This is a genomic window from Streptomyces sp. NA02950 (genome assembly GCF_013364155.1).
In the GTDB taxonomy this organism is placed as follows: Bacteria; Actinomycetota; Actinomycetes; order Streptomycetales; family Streptomycetaceae; genus Streptomyces.
This window is the reverse complement of record NZ_CP054916.1, coordinates 1,225,404-1,237,396: the sequence shown is the minus strand read 5'-3', so window position 1 is coordinate 1,237,396 and position 11,993 is coordinate 1,225,404. Positions and strand designations below refer to the sequence as shown.

Genomic DNA, 11,993 nt, shown 5'->3' with positions numbered 1-11,993 from the left:
ACCCCGGCACCGGCACCGCGCACCCGGCCGCGCCACCCGTCGAATGCCCCGCCCACGCCCTGATGTCCGAGGGCGCCACGACGGATCTCTTCGGGCCGGAGAACGCGAAGGACCCCATGGGCCTGTACGAGCGGCTGCGCACCGAGTACGGGGCGGTGGCACCTGTCCGGCTCGACGGCGACGTACCGGCCTGGCTGCTGCTCGGCTACCGCGAGAACCTGGAGGTCACCCGCACCCCCTCCCGCTTCTCCCGCGACTCCCGGCACTGGTACGCCTGGAAGGAGGGGATGCTGCCGCCCGACTCCCCGCTGCTGCCCGTGGTCGGCTGGCAGCCCATGTGCACCTTCGCCGACGGTGACGAGCACGAGCGGCTGCGGGCGGCGCTCACCGAATCCATGGGCCGCCTCGACCGCCGCGGGATCCGCCGCCACATCACCCGCTTTACCCACCAACTGGTCAACGACTTCTGCGCGGACGGCGAGGCCGACCTGGTGGCGGGCTTCGCCCAGCAGTTGCCCATGCTGGTCCTCACCCATCTGCTCGGGATGCCCGACGAGTACGGCCCGCGGCTGGTCGCCGCCACCCGGGACCTGATGCAGGGCACCGACACCGCGCTGCGCAGCGACGCGTACGTCACCGAGGCCATCCAGAGCCTGGTGGACCGCAGACGGGCCGCGCCCGCCGAGGACCTGGCGTCCTGGCTGCTGGCCCACCCCTCGGACCTCACCGAGGAGGAGGTGGTCCAGCATCTGCGGCTGGTGCTGCTCACCGGGAACGAGACCACCACCAATCTGATGGCCAACACCCTGCGCATGGTCCTCACCGACCCGCGCTTCCGCGCCTCGCTGGCCGGTGGCCATATGACCCTGCCGGACGCCATCGAGCACGTGCTGTGGAACGAACCGCCGCTCACGGTCATCCCCGGCCGCTGGGCCACCGGGGACACCGAACTGGGCGGTCAGCACATCAAGTCGGGGGACATGCTGCTGCTGGGGCTGGCCGCCGGGAACGTCGACCCGGCCATCCGCCCCGACCTCGGCGCCCCCATGTACGGCAACCGCTCCCATCTGTCCTTCAGCGGCGGCCCGCACGAGTGCCCCGGACAGGACATCGGCCGTGCCATCACCGACACCGCCATCGACACCCTGCTGCTGCGGCTGCCCGATGTCCGGCTGGCCGTACCGGAGTCCGAGTTGAGCTGGCACGCCACCTGGATCTCCCGGCGGCTGGAGACACTGCCCGCCGAGTTCACCCCGCGCCGCGCCCGGCCCGACATCATGGAGGACACCTCGGGCACCACGCTCTCGCCCGAGATCCGGGCGCGCTGGCTGCGCGAGGAAGAACCGCCCGCGGCCCCGCGGCCGCCGGTGGCGGAACCGGAGACACCGCCTTCCGTGCCGTGGTGGCGCTCGCTGTGGCGGCGGCTGCTGGGCCGTCCCGCGGCTTCGGCGCCGTCCGCGGATGCGGCCCGTTCCGTGGACTTTGGCGGCCGGGGCTGACGGCTGGGGGACGCCGTCCGCTCAGGTCCGCGCCAGCACCACCCCCACGGTCAGCAGGCCGAGCACCACCCAGCCGAACCAGAGCCAGCCATTGCTGCCCAGGGCCACGGTGTAGGCCGTCACCAGCACCAGGCCCCCCACCGTGCACACCGTCATCGCCTTCGTGGATCCGGGCATCCCCGACCTCCTCACGGTGGTTCCGACGACCCATCGTCGGGACCACGGCCGCCACGGGCCGGGACATATCGTCTCGCGGCCGGGACCGGGCCGCCAGCGGCCTGAGCTGCCTCGCTCAGGTCCGGTGCGGTTCGGTTGCGCTCCGAAGGGGCGCGGGGAGCCGCGCCACCAGCCACAACGCGGCCGCAGACGAACGACGGCGCCTCGCGGTACGTCCCGCGGAGCGCTCAGCGGCCGCGGCCCTGGAGCGAGGCGAGATAGGCGTTGTACGCCGCGAGCTCCTGATCGCCGTTCCGGTCCGCGGTACGGTCCGCCCGCCGCGCCTGGCGCTGCTCGGACTTGTACCACTGGTAGACCAGCGCCACCAGGACGATCACCGACGGGATCTCGCTGAACGCCCAGGCGATGCCGCCCGCCGCGTTCTGGTCCGACAGCGCGTCGATGCCCAGCGAGGCGGGCGGGTGCTCATAGGTGCCGATCATGGGCTCGGTCGCCATCATCAGCGCGATCCCGAAGAACGCGTGGAACGGCATGCCCGCGAACAGCTCCAGCATCCGCATCACATAACCCGGCCGGTGCGGACCCGGGTCCACGCCCATGATCGGCCAGAAGAAGACCAGGCCCACCGCGAGGAAGTGGGCCATCATCGCCAGATGTCCGGCCTTGCTCTCCATGAGGAAGTCGAAGAGCGGGGTGAAGTAGAGCGCGTACAGGCTCGCGATGAACAGCGGGATCGTGAACACCGGGTGCGTGATGACCCGCATGTAGCGGCTGTGCAGCAGGGTCACCAGCAGCTCACGTGGCCCCTTGCGGCCGCGTCCGGCCGCGGGCAGGGCGCGCAGCGCCAGCGTCACCGGCGCGCCCAGCAGCAGCAGGATCGGGGAGACCATGCTGATGATCATGTGCTGCACCATATGGACGCTGAACATGACCATGCCGTAGTCGTTCAGCCCGGTGCACATCGCGATCACGATGGTCAGCACACCGAGGGTGAACGAGATCAGCCGCCCCACCGGCCAGGCGTCACCGCGCCGCCACAGCCGCGCGGCCCCCCAGCCGTACAGCCCGAGCGCCAGCACAGAGCCCACCAGGAAGAACGGATCGCCGCCGAACTCCAGCCCACGCGACAAGGTGAACGGCGGTAGATCCATGGTCATGCCGTGTCCGCCGTGATCCATTGATGCTCCCCGGCCTTCCCTGTTCTCCCGCTGTGCACCGATGTGCCCGCACCAGCGTAGAACCGGTCAGTTCAGAGCACGCACTCGGCCTCGGCGTAGCGCTCGTCCGGGACGGTCTTGAGCCGCTCCACGGCCTCCGCCAGCGGCACCAGCGTGATGTCCGTGCCGCGCAGCGCCGTGATCCGGCCGAAGTCGCCGCGGTGCGCGGCCTCGACCGCGTGCCAGCCGAAGCGGGTGGCCAGCACCCGGTCGTACGCCGTGGGCGTGCCACCGCGCTGTACATGGCCCAGGATCACCGGCCGCGCCTCCTTGCCGAGCCGGTGCTCCAGCTCGACGGAGAGCTGACGGGCGATACCGGCGAACCGCTCATGGCCGTAGACGTCCTTGCCGCCCGACTCGTAGTCCATCGTGCCCTCGACCGGCTTGGCGCCCTCCGCCGCCACCACGATCGCGAACTTCTTGCCCGCCTCGAAGCGCTGCCCGACGGTCCGCGTCAGCTCGTCGATGTGGAACGGACGCTCCGGCACCACGATCGCGTGGGCGCCCGCCGCCATTCCCGAGTGCAGCGCGATCCAGCCGGTGTGGCGGCCCATGACCTCGACGATCAGCACCCGCTGATGCGATTCGGCGGTGGTCTTCAGCCGGTCCAGGGCCTCGGTGGCGACCCCGACCGCGGTGTCGAAGCCGAAGGTCACATCGGTCGAGGCGATGTCGTTGTCGATGGTCTTCGGCACCCCGACGATCGGCAGCCCGGCGTCCGAGAGCAGCCGCGCCGCCTTGAGGGTGCCCTCCCCGCCGATCGGGATGACCGCGTCCAGGCCCAGATCGGCGACATGGCCCTTGGCCCGCTCCACACCGTCGCGCAGATGCGCGGGCTGCACCCGGGTGGAGCCCAGGATGGTGCCGCCGCGGGCCAGGATGCCGCCGACGGCGTCCAGGTCCAGCTTGCGGTAGTCGCCCTCCAGCAGACCCTTCCACCCGTCGTGGAAGCCGATCACTTCATCGCCGTGGTCGACGACGGCGCGGTGGACGACGGACCTGATGACGGCGTTCAGACCGGGACAGTCGCCACCGGACGTGAGCACACCAATGCGCATGGCACGGATTCCTCTGTTTGCGAGGGGGCCGAGGACCGGACCGCGCTGTCCGGCGGAAGACCCCGCCACCCTACAAGCGCGAGGGTGGCGGGGTCGCGGCCGTCCGCCATGTGTCCAGCATTCGGGCGGGCTGCACCCTTTTTGTGGCCCGGTTCGCCGCCGGGGCACTGGAGCCCCTGTCGACGGTCGACCGTGCGCGGCCCCTCCACGCGGCGGAGCCGCATACCGATCGCAGCCTCGGAACCTCCGCGCGCTCTCCGTTTCGACAGGGCCGCGCCCCTTCGGCTCACTCGCCCGGTGAGGTCGGTCACGCGGGCTGGGTGGCCGCCGCGATCCGCTCGTTGCGCAGCGCCTCGTACCACTGGTCGTCGACCGGCGGCAGCGCGTTCACATCCAGCGCCAGCTTCAGCAGCAGATCGGCGATGTGCGGATTGCGCGCCATCACCGGGCCGTGCATATACGTGCCGAAGACGGTCTCGTTGTACGCGCCCTCGAAGCCGTCGCCGGTGCCGTTGCCGTTGCCGAAGCGGACCCGGGCGAACGGGCGCGCGGTCGGGCCCAGATGGGTCACGCCCTGGTGGTTCTCGAAACCGGTCAGCGGCGGCAGCCCCAGCCGCTCGTCGATGTCGGCCAGCACGTCCCCGACGCAGCGCGCGCCCTCGCCACGGGTGCTGATCACGTCCAGCAGCCCCAGGCCGGGCTGACGCTGCCCGAGGTCGTTGATGAACTCGTGGCCCAGGATCTGGTAGCCCGCGCACACCGAGAAGACGATCGCCCCGTTGGAGACCGCGCGGTTCAGCCCGCCGTCCCGGATCAGCCGTTCGGCGGCGAGCCGCTGCGGACGGTCCTCACCGCCGCCGATCAGGTAGATGTCCCCGGAGGTGGGGATCTGCTGGTCGGAACGGACGTCCAGCCGGGAGACGTCCAGCCCGCGCTGGCGCGCCCGGCGCTCCACCACCAGGGCGTTGCCCTGGTCGCCGTACGTGCTCAGCAGGTCGGGGTAGACCCACACCAGGCGCAGGCCGTTCTGGCTCGTGCTACGCATGTCTTGTGCCTCTCGTACGGGGTCAGTTGCCCACGCGGCGGCGCAGGTCCTGGAACGCGGTGTAGTTGGCGATGGTCTCGATCCGGCCCGGAGGCGCGATCCGCACCGCCTCGTCCACATCGGCGCAGACCCGGAAGTCCAGTCCGGCGACCTCCAGCCGGACCGCCAGGTCCAGCTTGCGGTCACCGATCACACAGATCGGGTGCCCGGCAAGCCGGGTGTAGTCCACGTCCCACAGCCAGGAGGTGTCGGTGCCGTCCGCGCCGCGCGCGTTCACCGAGAGGATCACCGGGGTGGGCGGCGGGTCGATCAGCGAGAAGGTCTCCAGCCATCCGGCCGGGTTCTTCGCCAGCAGCAGCCGCATCTGGCGCTCCTGGAAGGTGACCACGTCATACCGTCCGGCGACCGCCTGGACCTGGTACATCCGCTCCAGCGCGACCTGCGGGGGCACCCCGAACGTCGCCGCGACCGCGGCCGAGGTGGCCGCGTTGGCCTTGTTCGCGCGGCCGGGCAGCTGGAGGTGGATCGGCCAGGCGGCGCCGTGCGGGTCGAGGACGTAGTCGCCGTTCAGCGCCCAGCTGGGCACCGGACGGCGGAAGCCGCACTCGGCGCAGACCCAGTCGTCACCGGGGCGCTGGAGGACCCCGCCGCAGGACGGGCAGGACCAGGCGTCGTCCTTCCACTCCTGGCCCGCAGCGACCCACACCACATTGGGGCTGGAGGAGGCGGCCCAGACGATCAGCGGATCGTCGGCGTTGGCGATCACCACGGCCTTGGTGCCGGTCAGCCCCTCCCGCCACTTCTCCGCGAGCATGCGGGTCTCGGCGGCGCGGTCGAGCTGGTCGCGCGAGAGGTTCAGCAGCGCGATGGCCTTGGGCTCGGTGTCCCTGGCCACACCGGCGAGGTACTTCTCGTCGACCTCGATGACCCCGTAGCGGGCGTCCGAGCCGCCCGCCAGGGCCGAGGTGATACCGGCCGGCATATTGGCGCCCAGCGCGTTCGAGACGACCGGTCCGGCCGCCCGCAGCGCCTCCGCGATCAGCCGGGTGGTGGTGGTCTTGCCGTTGGTCGCCGACACCAGGATCACGTCCAGGTGCTGTGCCAGCCTGCCCAGCAGGTCGGGGTCGAGCCGCAGGGCCACCTTGCCGCCGATCACCGAGCCGCTGCCGCGGCCCGCCGCCCGCGACACCGCCGCCGCGGCCTTGCCCGCCGTCACGGCCAGTTTGGCCCGCGGCGACAGCGGATCCGAGTTGCCTGCCATCGTCCTAGATCCTCCTCGCATACCGGCGCCGCTCCTGCCCCCCGAGCACCGGTGGTACGCCCCCTCCGAGCCGAATCTCCAGCCGGGAGGCCACGGTCGGGGATCAGCCTATCGAGATCCGGCCGTCGGCCCGAATCCCGTGGCCCGCACAAGCGCCAACCGGGTGGCCCGTACGCTTGGCTCCCATGCGAAGCGGCGTGATCCCCGGCAGCAGTGGAGCGGTACGGCCGATGCGGCTGTTCGGCGATCCGGTGCTCGGTGCGCCCTGCGCGGAGGTCACCGAGTTCGGCGCGGAGCTCGCCCGGTTGGTCGAGGACATGTACGCCACCATGTACGCCGCGCACGGGGTCGGTCTCGCCGCCAACCAGATCGGAGCGGCCCGCCGGGTCTTCGTCTACGACTGCCCCGACGACGAGGACCGTCGCCATCTGGGCCATGTGGTCAATCCCCGGCTGGTGGAGGCCGACGGGGTGGTGGTGCGCGGCCCGGAGGGCTGTCTGTCGCTGCCGGGCATCGAGGCGGGCACCCCGCGCCACGACCGTGCGGTGGTGGAGGGGGTGACCGTGACCGGGGAGCCGGTGCGGATCGAGGGCACCGGCTTCTTCGCGCGCTGTCTCCAGCATGAATGCGATCACCTGGACGGGGAGCTGTTCACCGACCGGCTCGGCGGGCTGCGGCGGCGTCGGGCGCTGCGCGCGGCCCGGCGGGCGCCCTGGGCCCGCGGCGAGGTGTGACACGGCCACTCCGCCGGGCGAGGGGCCCGCTCGGAAGGTCTCAGAAGGTGGGGCCGCCGGTACGGTCGTCCGCCACCGCCAGCCGTCCCCACATCAGCTCGGCGAGATGGCGCACCAACTGCTCGCGTGAACAGGGGCGTTCCCGCAGCCACCAGTCGCCGGCGGCATGCATCATGCCGACGATCCCATGGCCCCAGACCCGCGCCTGCTCCTCGCCGTCGGGCCCCAGCTCGACCCGCTCGGCGATCACCTTCGCCAGCTCCTCGCCGAGGCGGCGCAGCAGCGGTGCGGAGTGGTGGCCGACGTCGAAGCCCTGCTCCTGCTGCTCGCCCTGGTCGGCGGGGTGCATCAGAAAGCGGTACACCTGGGGCGCGGCCTCGATCGCGGTCAGATAGGTGTCGAGGGTCGCCTCCACACGGTGCCGCCGGTCGGGGGCGGGGGCGTCGAGGGCGGCCCGCAGCGAGGACAGCAGCGCGTCGGTGTGGCGCTTGGCGAGCGCGCGGTAGAGCCCTCCCTTGTCGCCGAAGTGGCGGTACAGGATGGGCTTGGTGATGCCCGCCTCGGCGGCGATGGCGTTCATCGAGGCCTCGGGGCCGTCCCGGAGCACCACGCGGTCGGCGGCCTCGAGCAGCTCTCTGCGCCTCCGCTCGGCCGCTTGCCGCTGATCTTCCCGTTGACTGGTCCCGGTCTCCATCTCGCTGCCTCCCCGCCCCCTGACGTCCGCGCACGTCCTGGCCCGTGTGTTCTCTGCGCAACGTAACACTCGTGTGGTGCGTCCGGTGCGGGTGGATAGGGGAGTTGACATCGTCTACTCGTGAGTAACACACTCTTGTTACCGCAGGTAATAAGCAGGTGGAGGGGTCATGGCGGAGTTCTCGTTCGAACTCGACGACGAGCAGAAAGCGGTACGGGACTGGATTCACGGCTTCGCCGCTGATGTGATGCGCCCGGCCGCCGCGGAATGGGACGAGCGCGAGGAGACCCCCTGGCCGATTATTCAGGAGGCCGCCAAGATAGGGCTCTACTCGCTGGATTTCTACGCCCAGCAGTACTTCGACCCGACCGGTCTCGGCATCCCCATGACCATGGAGGAGCTGTTCTGGGGCGACGCGGGGATCGCGCTGTCCATCGTCGGCACGGGTCTGGCCGCCGTCGGCGTCCTCGCCAACGGCACCGAGGAGCAGATCGGCACCTGGGTCCCGCAGATGTACGGCGACATGAACGACGTGAAGGTCGCCGCCTTCTGCTCCTCCGAGCCCGACGCGGGCTCCGACGTGGCCTCGATGCGCACCCGCGCCGTCTACGACGAGGCCAAGGACGAGTGGGTCATCAACGGCACCAAGACCTGGGCCACCAACGGCGGGATCGCGAACGTCCACGTGGTGGTCGCGTCGGTCGACCCCGGCCTCGGCTCCAAGGGCCACGCCTCGTTCATCGTCCCGCCGGGCACCCCCGGCCTCTCCCAGGGACAGAAGTTCAAGAAGCACGGCATCCGCGCCTCGCACACCGCCGAGGTGGTCCTGGACCAGGTGCGGGTCCCCGGCAGCTGCCTGCTCGGCGGCAAGGAGAAGCTGGACGAACGCCTCGCGCGCGCCCATGAGAAGGCCAAGGAGGGCGGGGAGCGGCTGAAGAACGCCGCGATGGCCACCTTCGAGGCGTCCCGACCGGCCGTCGGCGCCATGGCGGTCGGCACCGCCCGCGCCGCGTACGAGGTCGCGCTCGACTACGCGAAGACCCGGCGGCAGTTCGGCCGCCCCATCATCGACAACCAGGGCGTCGCCTTCCAGCTCGCCGACATGCGTACGCGGATCGACGCGGCGCGGCTGATGGTGTGGCGCGCGTCGTGGATGGCCGTGAGCGGCAAGCCCTTCGACGCGGCCGAAGGCTCCATGTCCAAGCTGTTCGCCAGCGAGACCGCCAAGAAGGTCACCGCCCAGGCCGTGCAGATCCTCGGCGGCAACGGCTTCACCCGCGAGTACCCGGTCGAGCGGATGCACCGCGACGCCGCGATCTACACCATCTTCGAGGGCACCAGCGAGATCCAGCGGCTGGTGATCGCGCGCACCCTGTCGGGAATGCCGATCCGCTGAACCCGCCGCGCCGTACCGGTGGCCCGTCCCGCGCCCCAGGGGCGGGTCACCCCACGCCCGTGCCGAAACGTCGTTTGCGGGTCGCGAACGCGGCGAGCAGCGCGCGGAGTTCGTCACCGGTGAAGTCGGGCCACAGCGTGTCGACGAAGAACAGCTCGGCGTAGGCCGCCCGCCAGAGCATGAAGTTGGAGATGCGCTGCTCCCCGGAGGTGCGCACCAGCATGTCCAGGTCCGGCAGATCGGGGTGCGGCAGATGACGGGTGAACAGGGCCTCGTCGATCAGCCCGGGGTCCAGTGCGCCGTTCGCCGAGGCGCGGGCCAGGGAGGTCGCCGTCCGGGCGATCTCCTCCCGGCCGCCGTGGTTGAAGCAGAACGCCAGCGTCATGGCGCGGTTGCCACGGGTCTCGGCCTCCGCCCGGCGCAGGGCGGCGAGCGTGGACGGGGGCAGCCGTGCCTCCGAGCCCAGCCAGCGCAACCGCACCCCGCGTTCGCCGTAGCCCCGGAAGACATCGGCGAGCTGGGCCGTCAGCCGCATCAGCGCGGCCACCTCGCCGCGCGGCCGGTTCCAGTTCTCGGTGGAGAAGAAGAACAGCGACAGATGCTCGATGCCCTCCTCCAGCGCGGTGTCCACCACGCGGGGGAGGGCCCGGATCCCGGCCTCGTGGCCCCGGGTGCGGGACAGTCCGCGCGAGGCGGCCCATCGCCCGTTGCCGTCCATGATGATCCCCACATGACGGGGCCGGGGCGGGCCGTACTCCTCCTCCCGCGGACCGCGGCGCTGCCGTACGACGGCGGGTGCCTCACCGGGCGCACGCTCCACCCCGCGCAGCAGACGCTTGACCGAGGGCACTCTCCAGGCTCCGACCTCGAACACCCTGCGTCCCTCCGCCCTCGCCCTCGGCATTCCGGCGCTGTGTCTGACGAGGCGGCGGGGGCGGGGGTTACCTGCCCGGTGGCCGAACCATTCGTTATGGCTACCGCCAGTCGGGGCAGTGGGCGTCGCGTGAGCGTCAGGGTTTGCGCGCCACACCGCCGTGGACATCGGTGGTCTCGATGGCGGTCTCGGTGGGACCGGGCCGCCACAGCGGACAGGACACGATACCGGGTTCGATCACCTCCAGTCCCTCGTAGAGACGGGTGATCTGCTCGTAGCTGCGCAGCACATACGGCACCGCGCCGGTGTCGTCGTAGCCCTGCTGGGCTTCCTTGAGCGCCTGGTCGGTGTCGGTGCTGTCGTAGTGCACAAAGTAGCTGCCCGACGGCAGGGCGTCCTGGAGCCGGTGGGTGATCGATACCGCCTCCTCGAAGTCCTGGATGTGGCCCAGGATCCCCATCAGCATCAGGGCGATGGGCTTGTCGAAGTCCAGGGTCTTGGCCGCGGCCGCCAGGATCCGGTCCGGATCGTGCAGATCGGCGTCGATGTAGTCGGTCACCCCCTCGGGGGTGCTGGTCAGCAGGGCCTGGGCGTGCCGCAGCACCAGGGGGTCGTTGTCGACGTAGACGATGCGGGCCTCGGGCGCGACCCGCTGGGCGACCTGGTGGGTGTTGTCGTAGGTGGGCAGCCCGGTGCCGATGTCCAGGAACTGGCGGATCCCGCACTCGCCCGCCACATGGGTGACGGTGCGGATCAGGTAGGCACGTGAGGCGCGCGCCATGACCTCGATGTTCGGGGCGATCTCGCGGTACTCGTCCCCGGCCACCCGGTCGACCTCGTAGTTGTCCTTGCCGCCCATCCAGTAGTTCCAGATCCGGGCCGAGTGCGGTACGGAGGTGTCGATCTTCGTTAAGGCCTGCTGGCCGGGGGTGGACGATGCGTCTGCCATGGGGAGGTTCTCCTGCCGTGCGACTGCCTGTGGGGGCACCAACGTAGCGTCGGCGCCCGGGAGTTCAGCGAGGTTGGACGACGAGGGGGACGGGGGAGCGGATCCGCGGCAGTCGCCGGGTCAGTGAGCTCACCGGAGTTGCGACGGCGCGGTCGGACGCTCCGGTGCCGGGGCCGGTCAGCGGATTCTCGTCGACCGTGACCACCGGGGCGTGCTGGGCGAGGGTGCGGAACGCGCTCTCGAAGGCGGGCACCGCGGCGGCGATCTCCGGGAGGTCCGCCGCCGGGCCGCCGCGTGCGGCCATCCGGTCCTCGAGCACCGCGACCGGCGCCCTGACGTGGACGAAGACGCCGTGGCGCTCGGCCAGCGCGTCGGCGAAGTCGAACGCCTGGATCCAGGTGACCCGGGAGTGGCCGCGCCGCAGCGGCCCGTAGACCAACTCCCCGACCAGATGGGCGTCCACCGCGAGCGCCCCGCCCTGCTGGAGGATCTCGCGGTAGGGCCGCACCGGGTCGATATGCGGCAGCTCCCGGGGCGCGCGGCCGATGGCGTAGCCGTGGCTCTCGGCCAGTCCGGTCAGCAGGCGGTCTCTGAGCACCCCGTCACAGCCCTCGACGACGAGCGTACGGCGCTGTGCGGTCAGCTGGTGAAGGTTCATCCCGTCGTCCCGTCGTCCCGTCGTCCCATGTGTCCCGTACTCGGTTCAGGGGGACGACACCGCCGCCCGCCACGGCTCCTCCAGTGTGCGTGGCGCGAGGCCAGGGGCGGGAGTGAGCTGCGGGGTTGTTCGGTTGTGCGGGCGTAGTGGTTTTCCGGGGGACGGCCCCAACGCACGCGTACCGGGGCGGCTAGGCGATGAGGAAGTCGGCTTCGCCCGCCTTTGCCGCGTCCAGGAAGGAGGCGACCTCGGAGCGGGTGTATATCAGCGCGGGGCCGGACGGATCGGTGGACTGGCGCAGTGCCACCCGGCCGTCAGGAAGCCGCTTCGCCTCGATGCAGGTGCCGCCGTTGGTGCCGCTCCAGGGCTTCTCCCAGCCCTCCGCGCCCAGATCCGTGGCCGGCATACCGCTGTAGACGGGATCGGTCATC

General features: G+C 71.2%; 13 protein-coding genes. 3 read left to right on the top strand and 10 right to left on the bottom strand.

What is annotated here, in order from left to right; translation table 11 throughout:
- Positions 1-62: 62 nt before the first annotated feature.
- On the top strand, positions 63-1,499 hold the full coding sequence (locus tag HUT19_RS05020) for a cytochrome P450 (RefSeq protein WP_254886120.1): 1,437 nt from the start codon (positions 63-65) through the stop codon (positions 1,497-1,499).
- A 21-nt stretch (positions 1,500-1,520) separates the two neighbouring features.
- Here HUT19_RS05020 and HUT19_RS05015 read toward each other — a convergent pair whose 3' ends face one another.
- The 5 genes from HUT19_RS05015 to HUT19_RS04995 all read right to left on the bottom strand — a co-directional run bounded on the left by HUT19_RS05015 (position 1,521) and on the right by HUT19_RS04995 (position 6,257).
- Positions 1,521-1,676: a hypothetical protein gene (locus HUT19_RS05015; RefSeq protein ID WP_176179273.1), complete on the bottom strand. Its 156-nt coding sequence runs from the start codon at positions 1,674-1,676 to the stop codon at positions 1,521-1,523.
- Positions 1,677-1,903: 227 nt separating this feature from the next.
- Positions 1,904-2,854 carry a cytochrome c oxidase assembly protein gene (locus HUT19_RS05010; protein ID WP_176179272.1) on the bottom strand — a complete coding sequence of 317 codons (951 nt, stop codon included), beginning with the start codon at positions 2,852-2,854 and terminating at the stop codon, positions 1,904-1,906.
- Positions 2,855-2,925: 71 nt separating this feature from the next.
- Positions 2,926-3,951 (bottom strand): 6-phosphofructokinase, encoded by a 1,026-nt coding sequence (locus HUT19_RS05005; RefSeq protein WP_176179271.1) that lies wholly within the window; start codon positions 3,949-3,951, stop codon positions 2,926-2,928.
- Positions 3,952-4,258: 307 nt separating this feature from the next.
- Entirely contained in the window at positions 4,259-4,996 is a 738-nt protein-coding gene (locus HUT19_RS05000) for a type 1 glutamine amidotransferase (RefSeq protein WP_176179270.1), read from the bottom strand.
- A gap of 22 nt (positions 4,997-5,018) precedes the next feature.
- Positions 5,019-6,257, bottom strand: a complete 1,239-nt coding sequence (locus tag HUT19_RS04995; protein WP_176179269.1) for a MurT ligase domain-containing protein — start codon at positions 6,255-6,257, stop codon at positions 5,019-5,021.
- Between the two features lie 185 nt (positions 6,258-6,442).
- On the opposite strand from HUT19_RS04995, the gene def reads away from it, so the two are divergent.
- A complete protein-coding gene (gene def, locus HUT19_RS04990; protein WP_176179268.1) occupies positions 6,443-6,991 on the top strand; it encodes a peptide deformylase in 549 nt (182 codons plus the stop codon).
- A gap of 40 nt (positions 6,992-7,031) precedes the next feature.
- On the opposite strand, the gene HUT19_RS04985 is transcribed toward def, so the two are convergent.
- On the bottom strand, positions 7,032-7,685 hold the full coding sequence (locus HUT19_RS04985; RefSeq protein WP_176179267.1) for a TetR family transcriptional regulator: 654 nt from the start codon (positions 7,683-7,685) through the stop codon (positions 7,032-7,034).
- A gap of 169 nt (positions 7,686-7,854) precedes the next feature.
- Between HUT19_RS04985 and HUT19_RS04980 the strand changes: the two genes are divergently transcribed.
- Positions 7,855-9,081 (top strand): acyl-CoA dehydrogenase family protein, encoded by a 1,227-nt coding sequence (locus tag HUT19_RS04980; protein ID WP_176179266.1) that lies wholly within the window; start codon positions 7,855-7,857, stop codon positions 9,079-9,081.
- A gap of 46 nt (positions 9,082-9,127) precedes the next feature.
- Here HUT19_RS04980 and uppS read toward each other — a convergent pair whose 3' ends face one another.
- From uppS to HUT19_RS04960, 4 genes are all read right to left on the bottom strand, one after another.
- Positions 9,128-9,955, bottom strand: coding sequence for a polyprenyl diphosphate synthase (gene uppS, locus HUT19_RS04975; protein WP_176179265.1), 828 nt, complete (start codon positions 9,953-9,955; stop codon positions 9,128-9,130).
- Positions 9,956-10,091: 136 nt separating this feature from the next.
- Positions 10,092-10,904 carry an SAM-dependent methyltransferase gene (locus HUT19_RS04970; RefSeq protein WP_176179264.1) on the bottom strand — a complete coding sequence of 271 codons (813 nt, stop codon included), beginning with the start codon at positions 10,902-10,904 and terminating at the stop codon, positions 10,092-10,094.
- 64 nt (positions 10,905-10,968) lie between these two features.
- A complete protein-coding gene (locus HUT19_RS04965) occupies positions 10,969-11,562 on the bottom strand; it encodes a hypothetical protein (protein WP_176179263.1) in 594 nt (197 codons plus the stop codon).
- A 190-nt stretch (positions 11,563-11,752) separates the two neighbouring features.
- Positions 11,753-11,992, bottom strand: coding sequence for a DUF397 domain-containing protein (locus HUT19_RS04960; protein WP_176179262.1), 240 nt, complete (start codon positions 11,990-11,992; stop codon positions 11,753-11,755).
- Position 11,993 lies beyond the last annotated feature (1 nt).

What these genes read in the sequence shown, in the direction of transcription:
- HUT19_RS04995 (WP_176179269.1), bottom strand. Translation starts at nt 6,257, where the DNA reads ATGGCAGGCAACTCGGATCCGCTGTCGCCGCGGGCCAAACTGGCCGTG.
- HUT19_RS04965 (WP_176179263.1), bottom strand. Translation starts at nt 11,562, where the DNA reads ATGAACCTTCACCAGCTGACCGCACAGCGCCGTACGCTCGTCGTCGAG.
- HUT19_RS05010 (WP_176179272.1), bottom strand. Translation starts at nt 2,854, where the DNA reads ATGGATCACGGCGGACACGGCATGACCATGGATCTACCGCCGTTCACC.
- HUT19_RS05005 (WP_176179271.1), bottom strand. Translation starts at nt 3,951, where the DNA reads ATGCGCATTGGTGTGCTCACGTCCGGTGGCGACTGTCCCGGTCTGAAC.
- HUT19_RS05000 (WP_176179270.1), bottom strand. Translation starts at nt 4,996, where the DNA reads ATGCGTAGCACGAGCCAGAACGGCCTGCGCCTGGTGTGGGTCTACCCC.
- HUT19_RS04980 (WP_176179266.1), top strand. Translation starts at nt 7,855, where the DNA reads ATGGCGGAGTTCTCGTTCGAACTCGACGACGAGCAGAAAGCGGTACGG.
- HUT19_RS04970 (WP_176179264.1), bottom strand. Translation starts at nt 10,904, where the DNA reads ATGGCAGACGCATCGTCCACCCCCGGCCAGCAGGCCTTAACGAAGATC.
- HUT19_RS05020 (WP_254886120.1), top strand. Translation starts at nt 63, where the DNA reads ATGTCCGAGGGCGCCACGACGGATCTCTTCGGGCCGGAGAACGCGAAG.
- def (WP_176179268.1), top strand. Translation starts at nt 6,443, where the DNA reads ATGCGAAGCGGCGTGATCCCCGGCAGCAGTGGAGCGGTACGGCCGATG.
- HUT19_RS05015 (WP_176179273.1), bottom strand. Translation starts at nt 1,676, where the DNA reads ATGCCCGGATCCACGAAGGCGATGACGGTGTGCACGGTGGGGGGCCTG.
- HUT19_RS04985 (WP_176179267.1), bottom strand. Translation starts at nt 7,685, where the DNA reads ATGGAGACCGGGACCAGTCAACGGGAAGATCAGCGGCAAGCGGCCGAG.
- HUT19_RS04960 (WP_176179262.1), bottom strand. Translation starts at nt 11,992, where the DNA reads ATGACCGATCCCGTCTACAGCGGTATGCCGGCCACGGATCTGGGCGCG.